This window comes from Lapidilactobacillus achengensis (assembly GCF_003946655.1).
Classification (GTDB): Bacteria; Bacillota; Bacilli; order Lactobacillales; family Lactobacillaceae; genus Lapidilactobacillus; species Lapidilactobacillus achengensis.
Genome location: NZ_RHOV01000003.1, coordinates 100244 through 122520, shown reverse-complemented (window position 1 = coordinate 122520; position 22277 = coordinate 100244). Strand labels below are relative to the sequence as shown.

Here is a 22277-nt window from a genome sequence, read left to right as displayed (position 1 = left end):
GTGGACAAATCCGATATTGAAAATGGAAGGGGGATCAATTTGGCTGATTTACTGATCGATTGCCAGCGACCGGTGCGCTATTTGCAAAGTGGCCAATTTAGCGCTGAGTTAGGCTGGCGCCATCACTTATTTACCCACCAAGCTGATACCGAGGTGATCATTGGCTTGAGTGGCCGAATCCAATTGGCCATTGGTAGCGAACAATTCAAAGTTGAGGCCGGCGATGTGCTGACCGTTTTCCCTTTTGAAAGTATTGTTGGGACGTTGGCGACCGTGACCCCAAGCCAATTCATCTGGTTTCACTTTATCCAAGATGGTAGCTACCAAGTCGTCGCCTCCGGGAACACCGGTACGCAAAAGTCTCAGACTGTGGGCGGGCAAGCAGCGAACAATCAACCCACAGGACCCACGCCGTCTGAGCTAGCGGCGACCACGTTACGCATACCGCGATATTTTCATTTGGCGCAACAAGAAAAGGTCTTGATCGCGGCCAAACAGCTGTTAGATGTAGCGCACAGTCCATATTTCGCCCAAATGGCCGAAAACTATCAAGCAACGATGCTACTGATCGAGTTGGCCAATGCCAGTTGGCAAGAGCGCCAAGGCATTTCCAGCAACCAAACCTCCCTCAACGAAATCAAAGAATGGATTCGGGTGCGGATGGACCAAGACCTGCGTGTCGCCGCCGTGGCGGCGCACTTTGGCCTAAACCCCGATTACTTAACACGCCGGTTCAAGCAAGAGTTAGGGGTCAGCGTTAAGGCCTATATGAATTCGGTCAAACTGGATTGGGCCAAATATTTACTTTTAACCACGCGACTGAGTGTGGCTGAAGTCAGCCAACAAGCCTATTTCCAAGACGCCAAATATTTCATGCGCTTCTTTAAGCAACAAACCCGCTTAACACCGAGCCAGTATCGCCATGCCTACACCCATACTTTCTTGAATAACCAGCAAGTGGATCCTGGGGTGGACATAAGCGCCGCGCTGGCGCGTCAGGATTTAGAATAAATTCGGTTGTTGCGGATCATAGGCTTGACGGCTTTGTTCAGTGTTTGGACTGATTTAGTTGTTTGATTTCTATTCTTGAATCTGCGTTTGATTGCAGGCTTTTGGTGGGTGTTGCGCGTAAGCGCAACCGGCTGGGACTGCTGATGCGGACTGGAACGTGGTGGGCGTCGTTTGAAGCCAATTCCAAAAGCGGGAATTGGCTTCAAATCGAGCCTTGTCCTAAGCGGCAAAGCCGCAAAGGACAATTTCACCACTGAGCCGCGCAGTCCCAGCCGGTTGCTAGGCAGAATTGAGCCTATCTGCCATCGAGGCGAAGGATTTGACGAAGTGCTTTGGCAAGCTAGAGGTCAAAACAATTACCCACTTTTTGGGTGGTACGGCAATGCCAACTGATTCGGATTAAAAGGTCGTGACATTTTGCGTAGGCTGAACATCTCTACTCGTTTCCTTAACAATTCTTGGGTGAAGAACGACCGATTCAGCTGATTCAGCAAGATCCTGTACGAGTTCATCAGGCAGACTGCACTGGTGTCACCAATTTAAAGCTGGTAACCACTAACCATGGCCGTCAACTGCGTGAAGCCTCATCAATTGACCATAGGTTGCCAGTTGGCGTGAGTGCTCAAACGGCTGTTATAACGTTGAGCGGCTGGAGCGGAGAAATTCGGGGTGAGATCGCCGTGAAATTGTCCTTGGCGGTTTACCGCTTAGGACAAGGCCTGATTTTGAGACAAGCCGCGCACTTTGCGGATTGGCTCAAAACAGCGCCCACAGCGAGCTCACCCCGAATTTCGCAGCGCAAGCCGCGGCCAACATTGAAACATCTTCACCGCCAGCTTCGCAAGCACATTAGGCAGATGACGCCCCAGCAACACCAAGCCAATTTTGGGGAAATCAATGATTTACTAACGTTACTAAAATAACCTTGTTTTTTCCGGTGAAAAGGTTATCATTTGGTTAGTTGGTGTTACAAACAAACGCACTGAGAACACCACATTTATAATCTATTCAATTATGGAGGACCTGTAATGAAATATCATAATCCTATTATTCCTGGATTCCATCCGGATCCAAGTGTTTGTCGCGTTGGCGATACTTATTATTTGGTGACTAGCTCGTTCAATTATTTCCCAGGTGTTCCCTTATTTGAGAGTAAGGATCTGTTGAATTGGCATCAGATCGGACATGTGTTGAATCGAAAGGAACAATTACCTTTAGCGACCTCATCGACATCGGGCGGGATCTATGCGCCGACGATTCGTTATCATCAGGGTCGTTTTTATATGGTGACAACTAATGTTGATCATGGTGGCAACTTCTTTGTCTGGACAGATGATATTCATGGCGCTTGGTCAGATCCAATTTGGGTCGATCAGGACGGCATTGATCCTTCATTTTATTTCGAAGGGGATCATGCTTATTTCATGAGTAATGGCACCGATGATGACGGCGTGAATGGCATCGTTCAATGTGAACTCGACTTAACGATCGGGCGGAAATTGAGTCCGACTCGGTGTATTTGGCAGGGTAATGGGGGCCGTTATTTGGAAGGTCCGCACCTATACCAAATTGGAAAAACCTATTACTTGCTGGCATCTGAAGGCGGTACGGAATATGGGCATATGATGGTGATGGCTAAAAGTGATCAGTTAGCTGGTCCCTATCTCTCAGACCCACATAATCCGATCTTAACAAATCGTGATCTAGGCGGGTATCAGATTCAAGGTTGTGGTCATGCAGATTTGGTTGATGACCCGCAAGGTAATTGGTGGCTGATCCATCTGGCCTTTCGCCAATTGGATCAATACATTCAACACCACATTACCGGTCGCGAGGTTTACTTAGTGCCGGCGACATTCGATGAGAGTGGTTGGCTGCAGGCTGGTGATCAGGGGACGACGCGCGCTGAGATGACGGGTCCTGGTCAAGCGCTGCAACAAGATCAACATCGCCGCTTTGATTTTACCAACACAACCATTGGTCAGGAATGGGTTTATCTCCGCAATCTGGAGCTGGCAAATTATCGGATTGATCAGGATACTTGGCAATTACACGGGACTGATGTGACGATTGATAATACCCAAACATCGCCTACCGCCTTGTTTGTCCGTCAAGATGAACTGGATTTCACCTACGCGGTCACTTTAACTGGCGCGGCTCAAGAGGCAGGAATCACGGTTTATATGTCCGAAAATCAGCACTATGAATTATTGGTGCGCCCGACTGATCATGGCGTCGAGTTATTACGGCGGCTATCTTTAGGTGACCTGGTCCAAGAAGACCATCAAATTATTTTACCGTCCAGCGCCAGCCCCCAACCGGTGCGGTTAACTGTGACGGGAAGTAATTATCACTACGGTTTTAGCGCTACAGTTGCCGGAAAACAATACGATTTGGGGCAAGCTCAGACTAAGTATCTTTCAAGTGAGGTTGCTGGTAATTTCACCGGTGTGATGCTGGGCTTGTTCGCCCAAAAGCCGGCGGCCACGTCTGCTTGGAGCACGTTTAGTGATTGGCGTTATCAGTATTAGCAGTTCGGTTTTTGTCATTCAATCTTAGCAATCATCAAGATGGAGGTAGTAATTTGAGTCACTCGTGGGCACGTCAGCAAGCAGAAACCATTGTCGCACAATTAACTTTGGCCGAAAAAATCAGTCTTCTATCAACTTCGCAATCCCCAATTCCCCGGTTCAATTTAGGGGAGTTCCATATTGGTGGTGAGGCCGCGCATGGCATCGTTGATCGTCAAAAGTATCAAACCACGTCATTTCCCATTCCCTTGACCTTATCGCAGACTTGGAACCCGACCTTAATGGAAAAAGTTGGCGCCGTCGTTTCCGATGAAGCCCGAGCGTTATACAACACTACTGGTCGGCAGGCCTGGCTCATGCCGTGGGCGCCAACGGTTGATTTGGAGCGTGATCCGCGCTGGGGTCGTAATGAAGAGGGCTATGGCGAAGACCCTTATCTGACAGGGCAAGTCAGTGGCGGCCTGATTCGTGGCTTTCAGGGCTCCGCTCATTTCTTGAAAATGGCGGCGGCGCCAAAGCATTTCTTTGCGAACAACAATGAGATCAATCGAGGAAGTACGTCGAATACGGTCATTCCTACGATGAAACATGAATACTACTTGAAACCTTTTATTTTCGCTTTTCGGGATAATCATGCCCAATCAATGATGACCGCTTATAACGGGATCAATGGGATTCCGGCGATGCAATCACCGGAAATCCAGCAACTGAAGGATCAGTGGCAAATGGACGGCTGTGTCGTGACGGATGGGGGCGCTTTGACCCTCAATCTGGAGGACTATCACTATTATGACCAGCCGGCCGCGGCGGTGGCCGATGCCCTAAGGAAGGGAATCGACTGCTTCGTTGATGACAAAGACAAGGTGGAAACGGCTGCGCGGCAGGCTTTAACTCAAGGCCTTATTAACGAGCAAGACATCGATCGCGCGGTGACAAATACGTTGAAAGTGCGCCTAGAACTAGGACAGAATGGCGCAACAACACCTTTTGATTCGTTGAATCGCAACGATATTGGCACCGAGGCCCACGATTTACTGGTTCAGCAGACATATGCCGAAGGGACAGTCCTGTTAAAAAATCAAGGGAATTTGTTGCCGCTGGATCCCCAACAAGATGTCCTGGTCACGGGGCCATTAGCCGATCGATTCGTGCGCGATTGGTATGCCACGATTCCGGAAAATCGGGAAACTGTTCAGGCAGGGATCGGTCACTTATTAGGCGATCATTGTCGTTATGTGAATAGCAACGATTACGCTGAACTTACTTTCGCGTCAACCTATCCAACCAACGATAAACTTAACGGTCATGTGTTTGAGGTTGAACGTTGGAACCAAAATTTGGTCTTCTTCCGTGATCAACAAAGTCGCCGTTATTTACGTTTGAACGAACAGGGTCAATTAGAGTTAGGCAAAACCGAAGTTTACGATTGGATTGTCCGCGAGGCGTTTTATCTGGATGGCGCTGGTCAATTCTACGCCTTGGATCATAATTTCAATGCTAGTGATATCAACAGCATGAGCGCGGCGGGAATTTTGAAGCCGGCAGTGGGAACGGTCAAAATCGTTGATTCTGGTCAAGCCCGGGTCCAAGCGCTTGCTAACGATTTTCCAACGGTCATCTTGGTGGGCGGCAATCATCCCCTCGTGAACGCGCGGGAAACGGAAGATCGCAGTAATCTTGAACTGCCGGCGGAGCAAGTCCAATTGGCGCAAATGCTCGCCACAACGTCAGCGCAAGTGGTCACCTTGATTGTTGGCGGGTATCCGTTCCTGACCGACCAATTACCAACCCAGGCACTGCTATTTACGGGGTATGCGGGCCAATCTCTAGGCACCGCCATGGCCAAAATTATTTTTGGACAGTTGGCGCCGACTGGCAAATTATCGCAAACCTGGTATGGCCGCAACTGGCACATGCCGCGGTTGACCGATTACGATATTGAGAAAACCCAGCGCACGTATCAATATGCGCTACTGGAACAAATCGCTTATCCCTTCGGCTTTGGGCTGACTTATGGCCAAGTTCAATTACAACAGGTCAACAGTCAGCGCGCTGGCACCGATTTGACCGTTCGGCTGACTCTGACGAATCCGGAAGCCTATGCCGTGACGGAAACGCCGCAGGTCTATTTGCAAGCCAGTGGTATTGCTGGTCGGGCTAATCGTAAACAATTGTTGGCCTTTCAAAAAACAACTTTAGCGGCGGGGGCGACCAAACAATTGGAACTGACCGTTGACCTGAACGACTTTACCTGGTTTGATCCGCAGTCCCAGCAATTTTACTTCCCCGAGGCGTCTTACCACTTAGAAGTCGGGTTCGCCGCCACGGATGCGCAACAACGACTGCCTCTTGATTTAGGAGTGGCCAAGCCTGCGCATCCCTTGACCAACCTAGCAGCCGTTAATTTTGATGAGTACCACAACATCGAAATCACTAGCAAAAAAACTCAGTATCAGCTACTGAGTTTAGGTCAAGATGGGTATGTGGTTTATCGGGATCTAGAACTCCACCGTGGTCATTTGGCATTAGTTTTGTCCGCGCGGGCCACTGGAACGTTGACGTTAACGGATCTACGGACTAATCAAGCACTGGGAATTCTGCATTTCCATGATCAGGAGCAAGAACAAACACTAAGATTATTAATTCCGGAAAATAAGACGGTTGATTTAAAGATTGAGACTGCTATACCAGTCATTCTAACGAGGTTAAGCAGAGAAAATCATTAAGCCTTTTGTAGGTGAACAGCAAATAGTTAGTAAAGTGTATTTACAAATCGAATTTTAAGGAATATAATAAACGATGTTGATAGAACGCTTACATCAACACTCAGAAATAAGGCGGATCACGCCGTATATTTCGTTAGAATTCTTTTGACGATGAACGACTTGATGTAAACGACGAAAGCAACACCGAAGATGAGAAACATCACCCGCGCGAAGTTGGAAACGTAAACCAGCGCTAGCGCTGAAGCATCGATCGCCAGTAACAAGAGTGTCTGGAAGAAATTGCTGATCGCAATCAAGAACGCATTCTGGTAAGTCTGGCGAATCGTGTTTTCAAAGCGACCGATCAGTGGGAAGAGCAATTCAGTTAGAAAAGCAATTAAGACCAAAACAATAATCAAAATGATGAAGATTGGTTGAGCGACAACTGAGTTGAATTTCCGCCAGAAGGCAATGTTAAAACCGATGATCGCGACAACGGCCGCTAGGATGATGAAGATCAACGAACCGTGTTTGAAGTTTTTCCGGAAGGCTGTCCAGTAGTTCTTGACTAAAGGGAGATCCTCGTTATCAATGTATTTCAGCGTGGTCGCGTAAAGCGAGGCCAAGGCTGGACCAATCGTAAAGATGGGAATACAGGTGATCAGGAACAAGACATTCAGACCGGTAAAGCTGAACAAGGTTCCCATGAATCTGAAGAACGAACTGTTGGTGTTGAATTTCATTTTTAAGCTTCCTCACTTTGTTTTTGAGTAACGGATGTAACGGTCTATATCTTAACTTAAGTTTTTGCGGTTTTGCAAGTGATTTTGTGCTAGGAGGATTATCATGCAAGAAGCATTGAATGATACTCAGGATTTGAAAAAACAGAAAAAAGAAAAGCAACGCGCCAAGAATCGTCGTGGCATACGGCTCTTCTTGCTGATCGTCCCATTCCTGATTTTAGTTTTGCTATTTTCTTATTACCCTTTATTCGGGTGGGTTTACGCGTTCTTTGATTATCAACCGCCAATTCCGCTGCGTGACAGCCAATTTGTTGGGCTGAAGTGGTTTGCGATGATGGTTCAGAACAAGACGCAGTTGCATCAGATCGGGCAAGTTCTGGCCAATACGTTCGCCATGAGTTTCTTGAATATCTTAACCTCATTCTTGCCAGTGTTGTTCGCGATTGGCTTGAACGAGATTCGCAACAAGCATTTCAAGAACGTGATCCAGACTTTAACAACGTTACCTAACTTTATCAGTTGGGTGCTGGTTTACTCAATCGCGTTCGCCATGTTCTCTAGTAGCGGCATGGTCAACACTTTGTTGCAAAATGTCCACTGGATCGCCGAACCAATCAAGTGGTTGGACAGTGATGCGCACACTTGGCTGAAGATGCTTCTTTGGAACTTGTGGAAGGGTCTAGGCTGGGGTTCCATCATGTACTTGGCGGCGATTTCTGGGATCGATCCGGAACTTTATGAAGCTGGCCGGGTCGATGGCGCGAATCGGTTACAATTGATTCGCCACATTACCATTCCTGCCTTGATGCCAACGTACTTCGTTATGTTGATGTTAGCGATTTCTAACTTCCTGTCCAACGGGATGGACCAATACTTTGTATTCCAAAACGCCTTCAACTTGAAGCATATCCAAGTGCTCGACCTTTACGTGTACAACGTAGGTATGGGGAACAATAGTTTATCACTTGCGACTGCCTTGTCGATGTTAAAGAGTTTAGTCAGCGTTGTCTTGCTCTATGTTGTCAATCTGGTTTCCAAGAAGACACGGGGCGCGTCGATCATCTAATTTTTTCGAAGATGTCAAGTGATATAGGAGTGTGTGAATAATGAGTAATATCGAAAAAAATGAAGTGACCTCAGGTGAGCGCGTTTTCCGGGTACTGAATATCCTGTTCTTCGTGATCTTCACCTTGATCTGTGTCTATCCTTTCTACTATTTGATCATCAATAGTGTTTCCGCGAATAACTTATCCGCTGCCGGAGTGATCAACTGGTTACCTAAGAAGATCCATTTCCAAAACTACGCGGAAGTTCTGAAGCTGGAGGGTTTACCCTTAGCTGCCTTGGTCTCTGTTGGCCGGACAGTGGTCGGGACGGTCTTGACCGTGATTGCTTCCGCCTTTCTGGGGTTCATGTTTACCCAGGAGAAGATGTGGCATCGTAAATTCTGGTACCGGTTCGTGGTTGTGACCATGTACTTCAACGCCGGGATCATTCCAATGTTCATCACCATGAAGAACTTGCACTTAACGAACAGCTTCTGGGTTTATGTTCTACCAGCAGTTGTGCAGCCGTTTAATATCATCTTAGTTAAAACGTTCGTTGAATCTTTACCCAAGTCGCTAGAAGAAGCGGCAGAGCTCGATGGCGCGACAACGATCCAAACGTTCTTTAAAGTTATTTTACCAAGTTGTACGCCGATCTTGGCTACGGTTGCGATTTTTACCGCCGTTGGTCAATGGAATTCATTTCAGGATACTTTAATTTATATCACAGATCAAAGTCTCTATTCTCTTCAATATTTGCTTTATCAATATATTAACCAGGCCAGTTCTTTAGCGGCTATGGTTAAGAATAGCACGGGAGGTGCACTGAATCTGGGGGCGATTGCGACACAGCAAACGCCGACATCAATTCGAATGACTGTTTCGATCATTGTAGTTTTACCGATCATGTTTATTTATCCAATGTTCCAGAGATACTTTGTTAAAGGGATTATGCTTGGAGCTGTGAAGGGTTAGTATCATTAGGAGGTATAGGAATTATTATGAAGAAGAGCAAAATTGCATTATTGGCGACGGCAGCCGCTGCGATTGCCTTGATCCTGGGCGGATGTGGCAAATCATCAGAAACATCTAACAAGACTGCCGCAGAAAAAGACGATGGCAAATTAATGAAGGTCACCGTCTATGATGATTTAGCAAACTACCAAGGCAATGCCAAAGGTTGGTTCGCCAAAATGGTCAAAGATAAATTCAATATCGAAATGAACATCGTCGCGCCAAACGTGGCCGGCGGTGGGAGCACTTTGTTTGATACCCGTTCCGCGGCTGGTAACTTAGGTGACATCATTATCACCGGTTCTGGTAATGGTCGCGCGAAGAAGCTGGTCAAAGCTGGTTTGATTTCTGATATGACTCCTTACTTAAAAGGGATGAAGTACATCAAACAATATTCCGGCGCGACTGACGCTTTGCAGAAAGTCGCTGGTCAAACTAGTGGTGTTTGGGGCGTGCCTAGTTCCGTTAGCGCTTCGTCACCAACCTCCGCTTCAGAAGGGACCGAACCAACTTTCGGACCTTATATTCGTTGGGACTATTACAAGAAGATCGGCTATCCTGAAATCAACAACATGGACGACATGGTTTCTGTTTTGAAGGATATGCAGGCAGAAGCTCGTAAAGAGAACCCTGGCAAGAAGATCTACGCCTTATCTCTGTTTAAAGACTGGGATGGCAATATGATGAACAATGCCAAGCAACCAACCTGCTTCTACGGTTACGATGAATTAGGCTTCGTTTTGGCCAAGGCCAATGGCGATGACTACCAAGACATTACTCAAACCAATGGTCAGTATGTTAAGGCGTTGCGCTTCTTCAACAAGGCTGAACAAGCTGGCTTGGTTGACCCAGAATCCTCAACACAAAACTACGATACCATGTATGCCAAGTATCAAGAAGGTAATGTCCTCTTCTCCTTCTGGCCATGGTTGGGTCAAGCCGCTTTCAACACAACTGAGAATAAAGAAGCAGGCAAAGGCTTTATGATCGCGCCTTTGAAGAACATGAAGATCTTCTCTTATGGGAATACCACTAATGGGACTCAAACCTTTATCGCTATTGGTAGCAAGGCTAAGAACAAGCAACGCTTAGTTAAGTTCATCAACTGGCTCTATTCTCCAGAAGGTGTCGCAGCTGCTGGTGCTCAAACTGGTGGTACTTCCGGTCCTGAAGGTTTAACTTGGAAGATGAAAGATGGCGAACCTGTTTTAACTGATTTCGGTAAGAAAGTCTTCTTGGAAGGCGGCGCAAACGTTCCTGCTAAGTGGGGCTCCGGTAAATATACTGATGGTGTTTCGCAATTGAACTACCCTGCAGTCGCTCCTAATGACATTAACCCTGAAACAAAGTACTCATATAGCTACACGTTGTGGCCATCTGTATTGAAGGCGACTAAGACAGCGCTTGATACTGACTGGTCTGACCATATGGGTGGGGCAACCACAACAATGGACTACTTGAAGAAGAACAAGAAGATTTTGGTAGCGCCAGGCGCAAGCTATGTGACTCCAGAAGAATCCTCAGAAATTTCTTCATTACGTGGTCAAATCAAGACGCAAATCGTCAACGAATCCTGGAAGATGGTCTTTGCAAAGAATGATTCTGAATTCGATAGCATGTTGACTTCAATGCAGAAGACGGTCAAAGGCTTGGATTACGCTTCAGTTTTGAAAGTTGATATGAAGAATGCCAAGGATCAAAACAAAGAACGTGTCGCAATTAAGAAAGAATACGCTAACAAATAATCGTGATTGCTTAAGACGATTTTGGCCTTAACAGTTAGCAAACTTGAGGGTCAACACAATTATTGTGTTGACCCTCAGTTTATGAAGGAGATATTGTTCACCATGCTACTAGAAAAAAATTCGACAATTGTTTTTGCCGGCGACTCGGTCACTGATTGCGGTCGGACCTATGAGGCGGAGCCAGCTGGTTGGGGCTCGTTCGGCGATGGTTATGTTAGCCTGATCAATGCGGCGTTGGTCGCGCTCTATCCGGAATATCGGATCAAGGTGATCAACAAAGGCGTTAACGGCGACGATATTCTGAAGTTGGCGGCGCGCTGGCAAAAGGACGTCGTGGCCTTTCAACCGGATTATGTCTCAATTCTGATCGGGGTCAACGATGTTTGGCGTCACTTCGACGATGCCGCTTTTCAGCATCGCGCGGACTTGGTGGATGAGCAGCTCTATCAGACGACGTATCAGAAATTGATCGACCAGACGAAGGCGCAGGCGAAGCAGATTTTCATCATGAGTCCGTTCATGTTCGACTTGAACTTGCAAGATCCCATGCGCGCGCTAGTGCAGCGGTACGCCGCAATTGCCCGTGAGTTGGCAACTAAGAATGACTTGATTTACATTGATATTCAAGCCGCGGTTGATCATTTCCTTCAGAGTACGTCCAGTTACATTGTGACCGCCGATCGGGTTCATCCGAACTTGAAGGGGCACATGCTGGTCGCCAATAAATGGCTGAACGCTATTGACTACGATTGGAGAAGATGCTAATGGTCAAAACTGTCGCAGAAATCAAGGCTATTAATGCCAAAGGTAAGTATCAGGCAACGTGGGCCTCACTAAGCCAGTTCAAAATGCCCCAATGGTTTATGAACGCGAAATTTGGGATTTTTACCCATTGGGGTTTGTATACCGTGCCGGAGTACCGTAATGAATGGTATTCCCGGAACATGTATATCCAAGGCTACCCGGAATACGAACATCATCGTGAAACCTATGGACCTCAGGATCAATTCGGCTACAAAGACTTCATCCCACTTTTTACCGCCGAGAAATTCGACGCGGAGGAATGGCTGAAAATCTTTAAGAACGCGGGCGCCCGCTATTATTTCCCAGTTTCTGAACATCACGATGGCTTTCAAATGTATCAAAGCGAGTTGTCCCATTATAACGCGTACGAAATGGGACCGAAACGCGATGTGATCGGTGAGTTGCGGCAGGCGACGATTGGCGCTGGGTTGCACTTCTGTACGTCGAATCACCGGGCGGAACATTGGTGGTTCATGAGCCATGGTCGCGAATTCAAAAGTGATATTCACGAGCCAATGCAAAAAGGCGACTTTTACTGGCCAGCCATGCCTGAACCCAACAATCAGGATCTCTTCAGTGAACCTTATCCGACGACTGAGTATTTGGATGATTGGTTGATGCGCGTGGTCGAGATCATTGATCGTTATCAGCCTGAGTTGTTGTACTTCGACTGGTGGATTCAGCATGAAGCTTTTAAACCATATATTAAGGAACTGGCCGCCTACTATTATAATCAAGGTGCGGCCTTGGATTATCCGACCGGGATCTGTTTCAAATATGATGGGATGGCCTTTGGTACTGGCATCCCTGATGTGGAGCGAGGCGGCTTTGCTGACGCGAAGCCGTTCCATTGGCAGACAGACACCGCCATCGCCAACAACTCGTGGTGTTACACCACAACTCTGGAATACAAGACAGCCAATGAGATCTTGATCAATTTGATTGACGCTGTCAGCAAGAACGGCAATCTTCTATTAAATGTCGGACCGAAAGCCGATGGATCGATCGCGGCCAAGGATCAGGAATTGTTGGCGGCGGTTGGTGATTGGCTGCGGGTCAATGGCGAGGGTATCTATGATAGCGAAACTTGGAAAATCATGGGCGAAGGTGATACCAATATTAGTGGCGGCATGTTCGAAGATCTGTCTAAACTAAAGTATCACGCCAATGATATTCGTTACACCGCCAATCATGGCTCGGTTTATGCTTACGTGCTCAACCCAGAAGGTCAAGCTGAAGTTGTTTTACAGGCGTTTCACGCGTTCGATGAGAAAGATGAGCCCACTTTCCACGGGGTTTTGGCCGGAGTTGAACAGCTTGGCGTTGGCCCCGTCGATTGGCGGATCACCCCGCAAGGCATGGTCGTTAAAATCAAACCAAGCGCCGATGATCGTCCCGTTGGAATTAAAATCATATTGGAGTAGGTAGAATAATGAAATTAATTGAAGAAACATTAAAAACTGATTTTTCAGATAGCGCCAAGTTTTATGGCTATGTTTTAGATAATTCTGAAGAGATGGATCCCCAGCGGCAGCGGCCCAGCGTGCTGATCTGCCCTGGCGGCGGGTATGTGATGACCTCTGATCGTGAAGCGGAGCCAATCGCGATCAAGTTTCTCGAGCAAGGCTTCAATGCCTTTATCCTGCGCTATTCGGTCGCGCCAGCCCACTATCCCACGGCTTTGATCGAAGCCGCGACGGCGATGACCTTGATTCGGAAGAACGCGGCTGCTTGGCATGTTGATCCGAACAAACTCATTATCGCTGGTTTCTCCGCCGGTGGCCATTTAGCCGCTAACTTGGCGACCGACTGGCAACGGGAATTTCTGGCGGGATCTGGTTTTGATCCGGAAATGATTAAACCTAATGGCTTGTTCTTAGGCTATCCGGTGATTACGGCGGGCAAGTACGCTCATGTTGATTCGTTCAAGAACTTGCTAGGAAAAGGCTATGATGATCCTCGTTTGCGTGATCGCGTTTCGTTGGAGAAGCGGGTCACAGCGGCGATGCCGAAGACGTTCTTGTGGCACACCTATACCGATGATACGGTGCCGATGGAGAACTCTTTGCTATTCGCGCAGGCGCTGCGAGAACAAAACATTCCTTTCGAATTGCACATTTTTCCAAATGGTGGGCACGGTTTAAGTCTGGGTATCAAGGAAACGGCGATTCCCAATGGCTATGGCGTCGAACCAGCGGTCAGTGTTTGGCCCGAACTCTTCAAAACATGGGTCGCCGAGAATATCTGATTGCGCGGCGGTTGCCAGTTAGTGCCCGAATTATATGAAACGAAAGTGGGAGCGTCATGAAATATCTTTGTTTTGATGTTGGTGGAACTTTTGTAAAATATGCTGTCTTTGACGAGCAAGCCAACTTTCTTGAAAAAAATAAATACCCAACAGATTGCTCAGAGCCAGAACGTTTCTTCGCGAAAATGGCGGGGATCGTCGCTCAATATAGCGATTTGAGCGCGATCGGCTTAAGCTTCCCAGGCTTCATCAATACTGTAACTGGAGTCGCTGTTCGGGCGGGAGCCTTATATCAACTTGATGGTCAGAATATCATTGCTGGTCTGCGGGCGCAGCTAAAGTCAGAGATTCCGATCGTGGTTGAAAACGACGCGAAATGTGCCGCTTTGGCGGAGAAACTCAATGGTAATGCTCAAGATGTCCACGATTTCGCGGTGATTACCCTGGGTACCGGTGTGGGTAGCGGGATTGTCATCAATAATCAGGTTCTTCACGGCGCTGGCTATCGCGCTGGGGAATTTGGCATGATGATCACCGACTATACTGCCCATGGTTTTGCGACCTTACATGATTTGGCCTCAACCAGTGCTTTAGTCAAGCGTTATGCGGCTGCTAAGCGTCTGGAGGCCAAGGAGGTTACCGGCGAGCAGATCATGGCCGATCTTTGCGATCCCGAAACCAAACAAGTCGTTGAGGCGTGGGCACAATATGTGGCAATCGCGATTTTCAATATGGTGGTCACCAATTCACCTCAACGGATCCTAATTGGCGGTGGCATCAGTCAGAATCCTCGGGTCTTGCCGTTCATTCTGGCGGCGTTGACCAAGATTCGTTTCTGGGAAGATTATCATGTCGAAGTTACCACTTGTGCCCATCACAATGACTCTGGTCTATTAGGCGCGCTTTATTTAGCCAAGCAAGCAGTGCAGGAGGCGTAAAATGTATTATCAAAAATTAGATGAATTTCCCCAGGACTTCCTCTGGGGCGCGGCGTCAGCGGCCTATCAGATCGAAGGCGCTTTTGATGAGGCTGGCAAAGGTCGCTCGATTTGGGACACTTATGCCCACACACCGGGTAATACCTATCAAGGAACAACCGGTGATGTCGCGGTCGATCATTATCATCATATGGAGGAAGACGTGGCGTTAATGGGGAAGATGGGGCTGAAGGCCTATCGGTTTTCCGTCGCTTGGAGTCGCGTGATCCCTGATGGCGAAGGCGCGGTCAATGAAGCTGGCTTGGATTTCTATCGCCGCTTGATCAAGGCTTTACGGGCCAACCATGTTGAACCGGTTTTGACTTTGTATCATTGGGATCTACCCCAAGCCCTCCAAGACAAGTATCAAGGATGGGAGTCGCGCGAAACAATCGCGGCCTTCAAGAAATATTGCCAAGTTCTGTTTGCGGCGTTTAAAGATGATGTGAAATATTGGGTCACCTTCAACGAACAAAACGTCTTCACCTCAATGGGCTATCGTTGGGGCACCCATCCGCCGAAAGTAATGGACATTAAGCGGATGTATGCCGCCAATCATATTATTAATTTGGCTAACGCCGAAGCCATCAACTTGTTCCATGAGATGGTGCCAAACGGATTGATCGGGCCCAGTTTCGGATATGGCCCAGTTTACCCGCTAACCGGTGACCCAAATGATGTCTTAGCGTCAGTTAATGCCGATGACTTCAATAATAATTGGTGGCTGGATGTCTATTGCCGCGGCGAATATCCCTTCTTTATGATGAAGCAGTTGCAACGAATGGGAATCGCACCGGTCGTCACAGCTGCGGATGAGCAGTTATTGAAGAGCGCGAAGCCCGATTTCCTCGGGGTCAATTATTATCATGGTGGCACCGTTCAAACCAATCGTTTACAGAAACCAGTCGCCACGGATCAGCAGGCCAAGGACTTCTCGGCAACCGACCCATATTTGATGCAACCAAAGGCAGATCAAGCTCAATCTCCAGAGATTCCAGCATTCAATTCCGTTGCCAGCCCTTATTTGGCGAAAACAGAATGGGGTTGGGAAATCGATCCGGTCGGCTTCCGCGTAGCCCTGCGTCAGGTCTATGAAAAATACCGGCTGCCGATTTTTGTCACCGAGAATGGATTAGGGGCAGTCGATCAATTGGTTAACGGCCAAATCGATGACCAGTATCGGATCGATTATTTACAAGCCCATCTGTTGGCGATGAAAGAGGCCATCACTGATGGCGTTGCAATGATTGGTTATTGCGCTTGGTCGTACACAGATCTACTCAGCTGGCTAAATGGCTATCGGAAGCGTTACGGTTTCGTCTACATCGATCGTGATGACAATGGTCCCAAGGAATTGAAACGGATCCCTAAGGCAAGTTACTACTGGTATCAGCAGATCATCGCCGAGAATGGCCAACAAATTGGCGCACAGCACGACTGAACAAAATTGTGTGCGCGCCCACGCAAAGTTGGGGTACAATTGACCGGCGCAGGTGTCGCGATTGCCAAAAAATGGACGTTGAACACTGTTTTTTAACTGTTTTCTGGCATTAAGTAACGAACAGATGCAAAGCTAGGTACTTCTGTTATATAATATTCAGAGTGAATGATATTCTTGCACAAACCCGGGTGAAATCTCGGGGGTTGGGCGAACAATGTTTTTGAATGACAGTTATCTTGATGATGACCGGGTTCAGGCAATGTTGTGATTCACTTATTCAACATTAAGACTGTCTGCGACAACGAGAATTACCGATAAACCGGTTTAGCTTTTTGTTAAGGGTACAAGCGAATAGAATTGAAACAAATTTAGAAATCCAGGATGCGATGATGAGGGCACATCATCGCGGGTCATCAGGTCGCGAGACGTTGGTCGTCGTCACGACAATGAGCTCAGTTTGGTTCTTTAACTATCAGTTTGTATTTTTGCGGATGTTATTAGCTGTTGAGTGAATAGAACACTAATAAAGGACGTGTGAAATGCAATATAAAAAAAATCTTGTGCGCGTTCTGAATGAACAGCGTGTGCTTCAGCAAGCCTTTAACTTCGGACCGATCTCCCGTAGTCAGATCTCCAAAAATCTTAAGCTGAATAAAGTGACCGTCTCGGATATTGTTGCCAGCTTGATTGATCGGCGCTACCTGCTCGAGCTGGGCCAAGGCGATAGTACCGAGAACGGTGGGCGTAAACCGACGATCCTCGAGTTCAACGCTCAGCTGGGTTATGTCATCAATTTCGACCTAGGTTATGATTATATCGATCGGATGTTCAATCTGATGGACGGTCGGGTGATCAGCCTCGAGCGCTATCCCGCCAAGGATATGTCGATTGACGATCGCCTAGAGCTGATGACCAGTTTGATCCACACTGAACTGCTGGATGATCAGATTCCGTTGCGCGGTGTTTCAATCGCGATCCACGGGATCATTGATAAGAACCAGATTCTCTACGCGCCTTTTATTGATTTCAAGGGCTTAGATGTGGCTAAGATCATGGCGGATAAGTTAGGCGTTCCGGTTTTGTTGGAGAACGAAGCGAATTTATCTGTGATTTACGAGCGAGATTTCGAAAGCAATGATGATATTGATAATATTATCTGTATCAGTATCCATAAGGGGATTGGCGCGGGAATCGTGATCAATAACCATCTTTATACCGGTAAACATGGCGAGGCTGGTGAAATCGGGCATACGATTATTTATGATCACGAATTTCGCCGCCGCCGCGCTCCGAACACAATTGAAAGCTATTGTTCGGAAGACGCGATTTTGGATATGATCCGTGAGGTTAAAGGTCAGCCAACTTTAGGCACCAACGAAATTGTGGCCTTATACGCGCAACATGATCCTGATGTGGCGCAGATTTTAGATGACTTCTGCTTCTATATCGCCAACATCATTTACAACACTATTGTTACGCTGGATCCTCGTCGAGTCGCGTTGAACTCAAATCTGATCGCGTTGATTCCGGAGTTGTTAGGTAAAATCAAGGCGAATATCCCCCATTTGACCAATGATGAGACGCAAGTTTACTTGGTTGATGATGTCCGCAACGCGACGCTGTTGGGTGGATGCTCGTTGATCATTCAACACGTGCTGAAAATGCAAAGTGGCCAATTAGCGTTTCGCCGCTGAAATAATTTAGTAAAAAATAGCCAAAGAAATTTGGCTATTTTTGTTGTGCTTTGTTTAGGAAAGCGCTATACTATCCTTGTAGGTAAGTTAGTTATACAAACAAACTAAAAGTAATGATCATCATTTGGAGGTTCTTTTCAATGACAAAAACATATTTCCCTAATGTCAACAAGATTCCATTCGTTGGAACTGGTGACTTGAAGTCTGGCTTTGGCTATCATTATTATGACGCTGACAAAGTCGTTGGTGGCAAGAAGATGCGCGACTGGATGCGCTTCTCAGTGGCTTACTGGCATACTTTCGGTCAACAATTGGATGACATCTTCGGCGCAGGAACTGCGATTCGTCCTTGGAATGGCTTGACTGGGATGGACTTAGCTAAGGCGCGGGTCGAAGCTTCCTTCGAGTTCTACGATAAGATGGGCGTTGATTTCTTCTGTTTCCATGATCGTGATGTTGCTCCTGAAGGCGACACTTTGCGGGAGACCAACAAGAACTTAGACGAGATCACTGACATGTTTGTTGAGTATCAGAAACAAACAGGCATGAAGGTACTTTGGAATACCGCAAACATGTTCACCAATCCACGGTTCGTTTCAGGGGCGGCGTCATCACCATTCGCTGATATTTTCGCTTACGCGGCTGCGCAAGTTAAAGAAGGATTGGATACTGCTAAGAAGGTTGGCTCGTCAAACTATGTATTCTGGGGTGGCCGTGAAGGCTATGAATCACTGCTGAATACAGATATGAAGCGCGAGCAAGAACATTTGGCGAAATTCTTCCATATGGCGGCTGATTATGCCAAAGAGATTGGTTATGAAGGTCAATTATTGCTGGAACCAAAGCCTAAGGAACCAATGATGCATCAATATGACTTTGACGCGGCGACAACGATTGCCTTTATGAAGACTTACGGCTTGGATGGCACTTATAAGTTGAACTTGGAAGGCAACCATGCTAACTTGGCTGGCCATAGCTATCAACACGAGATTCGGACAGCGCGTGAAGCTGGCTTATTAGGATCATTGGACGCTAACCAAGGCGACAAGTTGATTGGCTGGGATCTGGATGAATTCCCTTCAGATCTTTATGAAGCAACTTTAGCGATGTATGAAGTTGTTGAAAACGGCGGCTTAGGCAAGGGTGGTTTGAACTTTGACGCGAAACCTCGCCGGTCATCATTCACACCTGAAGACATGTTCTATGCGCATATCGTGGGGATGGATACCTTCTCAGCAGGCTTGTTAGTTGCTTTGCGCCTGAAGGAAGATAAAGTCTTCGAGAACTTCGTCGCTGACCGTTACTCAAGTTACGACGCTGGACTGGGCGCTGATATTGAAGCAGGTAAGGTTGACTTCAAGACGCTCAATGACTATGCTATCGACAAGCCACAGTCTGTTCTGTTGGCCGCAACGAAGTCTGGTCGTATCGAAGAGCTGAAAGATACTTTGAACCACTATATCATTGACACCTTGAAATAAGCTTGGTGTCCACCAACCTAAATTTACCTAAAAAAGTTTGAAAACACCCTGAAAGTAAGGCAATGACGTTGCTTTGACGCACGAAAGCTGTGGCAAGAGCAGATTGAGTTAATCGGTCAATCATTGCCTTACTTTTTTTGTGGAGAAAAAGAGGTTGAATCATGAAATATGTAATTGGGGTCGACTTAGGCACTAGCGCTGTTAAGGTCCTGCTCGTCGATCAAAACGGAACGGTCACCGCTCAGGCAAGCGAGGCCTATCCGTTGCAACAACCAGCGCCAGGTTATAATGAGCAAAATCCCGATGACTGGGTTCAAGGGACGTTGACGGCCATCCAGCATTTATTGGCCACTAGTGGCGTCACGGCCAGCGAGATCGAAGGGCTTAGTTATTCTGGGCAAATGCACGGTTTAGTTCTGTTGGATGCGGCGGGCCAGGTTTTACGCCCAGCGATCCTTTGGAATGACACGCGGACGACGAAACAGTCAGAAGAGATCATGGCGAAAATGGGTCCACGTTTCATTGAAATTACCCGTAATCGCCCTTTGGAAGGCTTCACGTTACCCAAGATTCTGTGGGTCAAAGAAAATGAGCCGGAGATTTTCGCTCAGGCAGCAACCTTTGTTCTGCCTAAAGATTATGTTCGCTATCGGATGACCGGTCAGTTGAATATGGAATTATCAGACGCGGCTGGCACGGTGCTCTTGGATATCGCCAAGAAAGAATGGAGCCGTGAGATTTGCGCGGCCTTTGGGCTACCACTCTCATTATGCCCGCCGTTGGTTGAGGCGACCACCAATGTGGGAACTATCACGGCAGAATTTGCCCAAGCATCCGGCTTGTGCAGTCAGACCGCTGTTTTTGGTGGCGGGGCGGACAATGCTTGCGGCGCGATCGGCGCTGGCATTTTGCATCCTGATCAGGCGATGTGTAGCATTGGCACCTCTGGCGTTATTTTGACGTACGAGCCTGATACAACCACTGATTATCATGGTCAGCTCCATTTCTTTAATCACGCGGTACCTAATAGTTTCTATTCCATGGGCGTCACCTTGGCGGCGGGGTACAGTTTAAGTTGGTTCAAGCAAACATTCGCGCCGGACGCGTCGTTCAATGATTTCGTGGGAAGCGCGGCAACCTCGACCATCGGCGCTCACGGTTTGTTATTCGCACCGTATATTGTTGGCGAGCGAACCCCATACGCGGACGCGAAGATTCGTGGGAGTTTCATCGGAATCGATGGAAAACAAGAACGGTCCGATTTCGTCCGGGCGGTTTTGGAAGGAATCGTTTTCTCCTTTAAGGATATTTTAGATATTTACGCGGCCAATGGTAAGAACTTCAAACAATTGGTTTCCATTGGTGGCGGCGCCAAAAGCCCATTATGGTTGCAGATCCAGGCCGACATTTTCAACAAGGATATTGTCCGTTTGGAAAGCGAACAAGGACCTGGCTTAGGCGCGGCCATGCTAGCCGCCGTCGGTCTGGGTTGGTTCGACAGCTTATCGACTTGCGCCGATCATTTCATCGCGGTCAAGAAAGTTTATCATCCCGTCGCTGAGCACGTGGCTAAATACGCGCAACTTCACCAAATCTATCAACAAATCTACCCCCAAACGAAAGGCATTACCGGCGCGCTACTAGACTATGAGGAACAACAATGAGCCGGTTTTGGTAGCAGAAGGTAAATAAAGAAGCCCGATTCGAATTCGAATCGAGCTTCTTTATTTATTAGGGCTATTCTTAAAATCTGACTTGGTATTTCGTTTGATAATGTTGCCGTTCGCCATCTTGAAGGCTGAAGTCGCCATAATCGTGGTCAAAAATCGCGTTCGGCGCGATTTGGGCTTCGAGGGCAACACCAACGTAGTTCTGGCCGGTTTTGGTCAAATAAGGTTGGTCAGGGCCGAAGTCGTTAGCGGTGAAGAGGACGATTGCGTTGCGTTGGGAGAAAATCGAAACGCTGATGTGATTCGTCGGGTGACTGAGCACGGCGATGGGGTCGTTATCAGCGTGGCGGTCGATCAAGTAAACATCATCGATGCCCTTTTCCGGAATCGTCTGCAGGCCATCGATCGCGGCTCCTAGTGTCTTCTGGGTTTCAAAGCCATAAGGTGTGTCGGTATTGACCAGTGTCTGCCCTGTTGGGATTTTTTCAGTGTCCAGGGCTAGGCGGTGACTGCTCTTTAAGCGCAACGTCAAGTTCTTGATGTTCTTGTCATCAGCGTTGAGATTGAAATAGGCGTGGTTCGTTGGATTAAAGACGGTCTCACCATGGCTGAGCACATTGTAATCCAGTAGAACTTGATTGTCATCAGTCAATGTATAAGTTAAGGTCACATCCAAGTCGCCAGGGAAACTATCGACGGCGTTGGTGATTTTGTGAGTGAAGATGATCTGGTTGGCAACGACTTCACTGTCCCAATTGATTTGGTTGAAACCGTGAGGCCCACCATGGAGGGTATTTCGTCCCTCGTTAGCCGCGACTTGATAGTGATGGTCGCCGATCTTGAATTGACCTTGGCCGATCCGCCCGGCAACGCGGCCAATGGACATATTTAAATATTCATTCGTCGCTTGGTAATCAGCGATCTTGGCGAAATTCAGAATAAGGTTTTGCGGACCAGCCGCCGTTGGGACCAAGAGCTCATACCAGTTGGCGCCATATGAGAGACACGAGATCGTCATGTTGTTGGCATTGGTCAGTGATAATTTGTAGACCGGTTGGCCATTAACGGTGTCAAATAGTTCTTTATTTGTGATCATTAAGATGTAACTCCTTTCATTCACAGTTAAGTCTAAGCAATGATCGGCTTGATGTCAACGCTTCCGCGAAG

18 protein-coding genes are annotated in these 22277 nt (G+C 47.5%); 16 read left to right on the top strand and 2 right to left on the bottom strand.

From position 1 onward, the window contains the following. Nucleotides 1–39: 39 nt before the first annotated feature. From EKM94_RS03050 to EKM94_RS03030, 5 genes are all read left to right on the top strand, one after another. On the top strand, nt 40–1011 hold the full coding sequence (locus EKM94_RS03050; protein WP_125597290.1) for a helix-turn-helix domain-containing protein: 972 nt from the start codon (nt 40–42) through the stop codon (nt 1009–1011). 171 nt (nt 1012–1182) lie between these two features. Then, nucleotides 1183–1404 (top strand): hypothetical protein, encoded by a 222-nt coding sequence (locus tag EKM94_RS03045; protein ID WP_125597287.1) that lies wholly within the window; start codon nt 1183–1185, stop codon nt 1402–1404. A gap of 65 nt (nt 1405–1469) precedes the next feature. Beyond that, the gene (locus EKM94_RS03040) at nt 1470–1934 is read left to right on the top strand and encodes a hypothetical protein (protein WP_125597284.1); all 465 of its coding nucleotides are present in this window, start codon (nt 1470–1472) and stop codon (nt 1932–1934) included. A gap of 105 nt (nt 1935–2039) precedes the next feature. Continuing rightward, nucleotides 2040–3542, top strand: coding sequence for a glycoside hydrolase family 43 protein (locus tag EKM94_RS03035; RefSeq protein WP_125597281.1), 1503 nt, complete (start codon nt 2040–2042; stop codon nt 3540–3542). 53 nt (nt 3543–3595) lie between these two features. Next, a complete protein-coding gene (locus EKM94_RS03030; protein ID WP_164511081.1) occupies nt 3596–6268 on the top strand; it encodes a beta-glucosidase in 2673 nt (890 codons plus the stop codon). A 116-nt stretch (nt 6269–6384) separates the two neighbouring features. Here the strand turns inward: EKM94_RS03030 and EKM94_RS03025 are convergent, their stop codons facing one another. After that, nucleotides 6385–6990, bottom strand: a complete 606-nt coding sequence (locus tag EKM94_RS03025; RefSeq protein ID WP_125597275.1) for a YesL family protein — start codon at nt 6988–6990, stop codon at nt 6385–6387. 103 nt (nt 6991–7093) lie between these two features. Between EKM94_RS03025 and EKM94_RS03020 the strand changes: the two genes are divergently transcribed. The 11 genes from EKM94_RS03020 to xylB all read left to right on the top strand — a co-directional run bounded on the left by EKM94_RS03020 (nt 7094) and on the right by xylB (nt 21104). Beyond that, complete coding sequence (locus EKM94_RS03020) at nt 7094–8056, top strand: ABC transporter permease (RefSeq protein ID WP_125597272.1); 963 nt, start codon at nt 7094–7096, stop codon at nt 8054–8056. Between the two features lie 40 nt (nt 8057–8096). Continuing rightward, a complete protein-coding gene (locus EKM94_RS03015; RefSeq protein ID WP_125597270.1) occupies nt 8097–9011 on the top strand; it encodes a carbohydrate ABC transporter permease in 915 nt (304 codons plus the stop codon). A gap of 26 nt (nt 9012–9037) precedes the next feature. Beyond that, nucleotides 9038–10795, top strand: a complete 1758-nt coding sequence (locus tag EKM94_RS03010; RefSeq protein WP_125597267.1) for a type 2 periplasmic-binding domain-containing protein — start codon at nt 9038–9040, stop codon at nt 10793–10795. Between the two features lie 102 nt (nt 10796–10897). Then, nucleotides 10898–11560 carry an SGNH/GDSL hydrolase family protein gene (locus tag EKM94_RS03005; RefSeq protein ID WP_164511080.1) on the top strand — a complete coding sequence of 221 codons (663 nt, stop codon included), beginning with the start codon at nt 10898–10900 and terminating at the stop codon, nt 11558–11560. Next, nucleotides 11560–13023, top strand: coding sequence for an alpha-L-fucosidase (locus tag EKM94_RS03000; RefSeq protein WP_125597261.1), 1464 nt, complete (start codon nt 11560–11562; stop codon nt 13021–13023). Before EKM94_RS03005 ends, EKM94_RS03000 begins: the two co-directional genes overlap by 1 nt. An 8-nt stretch (nt 13024–13031) precedes the next feature. Then, nucleotides 13032–13847, top strand: coding sequence for an alpha/beta hydrolase (locus tag EKM94_RS02995; protein ID WP_125597257.1), 816 nt, complete (start codon nt 13032–13034; stop codon nt 13845–13847). A 56-nt stretch (nt 13848–13903) separates the two neighbouring features. After that, nucleotides 13904–14785, top strand: a complete 882-nt coding sequence (locus EKM94_RS02990; RefSeq protein ID WP_125597254.1) for an ROK family protein — start codon at nt 13904–13906, stop codon at nt 14783–14785. Between the two features lies 1 nt (nt 14786). Further along, entirely contained in the window at nt 14787–16265 is a 1479-nt protein-coding gene (locus EKM94_RS02985; RefSeq protein ID WP_125597251.1) for a glycoside hydrolase family 1 protein, read from the top strand. Between the two features lie 539 nt (nt 16266–16804). After that, nucleotides 16805–17959, top strand: coding sequence for an ROK family protein (locus tag EKM94_RS02980; protein WP_125597248.1), 1155 nt, complete (start codon nt 16805–16807; stop codon nt 17957–17959). A 140-nt stretch (nt 17960–18099) separates the two neighbouring features. Then, nucleotides 18100–19440, top strand: a complete 1341-nt coding sequence (gene xylA / locus EKM94_RS02975; RefSeq protein ID WP_125597245.1) for a xylose isomerase — start codon at nt 18100–18102, stop codon at nt 19438–19440. Nucleotides 19441–19601: 161 nt separating this feature from the next. Next, a complete protein-coding gene (xylB, locus tag EKM94_RS02970; RefSeq protein WP_191987492.1) occupies nt 19602–21104 on the top strand; it encodes a xylulokinase in 1503 nt (500 codons plus the stop codon). 79 nt (nt 21105–21183) lie between these two features. Here the strand turns inward: xylB and EKM94_RS02965 are convergent, their stop codons facing one another. Beyond that, nucleotides 21184–22206, bottom strand: coding sequence for an aldose epimerase family protein (locus EKM94_RS02965; protein ID WP_125597239.1), 1023 nt, complete (start codon nt 22204–22206; stop codon nt 21184–21186). Between the last annotated feature and the right edge of the window lie 71 nt (nt 22207–22277).

Bases quoted from the DNA above. Each gene is read 5' to 3' on its own strand.
- EKM94_RS03035 (WP_125597281.1), top strand. From the start codon at position 2,040: ATGAAATATCATAATCCTATTATTCCTGGATTCCATCCGGATCCAAGT.
- EKM94_RS03025 (WP_125597275.1), bottom strand. From the start codon at position 6,990: ATGAAATTCAACACCAACAGTTCGTTCTTCAGATTCATGGGAACCTTG.
- EKM94_RS03020 (WP_125597272.1), top strand. From the start codon at position 7,094: ATGCAAGAAGCATTGAATGATACTCAGGATTTGAAAAAACAGAAAAAA.
- EKM94_RS03015 (WP_125597270.1), top strand. From the start codon at position 8,097: ATGAGTAATATCGAAAAAAATGAAGTGACCTCAGGTGAGCGCGTTTTC.
- EKM94_RS03010 (WP_125597267.1), top strand. From the start codon at position 9,038: ATGAAGAAGAGCAAAATTGCATTATTGGCGACGGCAGCCGCTGCGATT.
- EKM94_RS03005 (WP_164511080.1), top strand. From the start codon at position 10,898: ATGCTACTAGAAAAAAATTCGACAATTGTTTTTGCCGGCGACTCGGTC.
- EKM94_RS03000 (WP_125597261.1), top strand. From the start codon at position 11,560: ATGGTCAAAACTGTCGCAGAAATCAAGGCTATTAATGCCAAAGGTAAG.
- EKM94_RS02995 (WP_125597257.1), top strand. From the start codon at position 13,032: ATGAAATTAATTGAAGAAACATTAAAAACTGATTTTTCAGATAGCGCC.
- EKM94_RS02990 (WP_125597254.1), top strand. From the start codon at position 13,904: ATGAAATATCTTTGTTTTGATGTTGGTGGAACTTTTGTAAAATATGCT.
- EKM94_RS02985 (WP_125597251.1), top strand. From the start codon at position 14,787: ATGTATTATCAAAAATTAGATGAATTTCCCCAGGACTTCCTCTGGGGC.
- EKM94_RS02980 (WP_125597248.1), top strand. From the start codon at position 16,805: ATGCAATATAAAAAAAATCTTGTGCGCGTTCTGAATGAACAGCGTGTG.
- xylA (WP_125597245.1), top strand. From the start codon at position 18,100: ATGACAAAAACATATTTCCCTAATGTCAACAAGATTCCATTCGTTGGA.
- xylB (WP_191987492.1), top strand. From the start codon at position 19,602: ATGAAATATGTAATTGGGGTCGACTTAGGCACTAGCGCTGTTAAGGTC.
- EKM94_RS02965 (WP_125597239.1), bottom strand. From the start codon at position 22,206: ATGATCACAAATAAAGAACTATTTGACACCGTTAATGGCCAACCGGTC.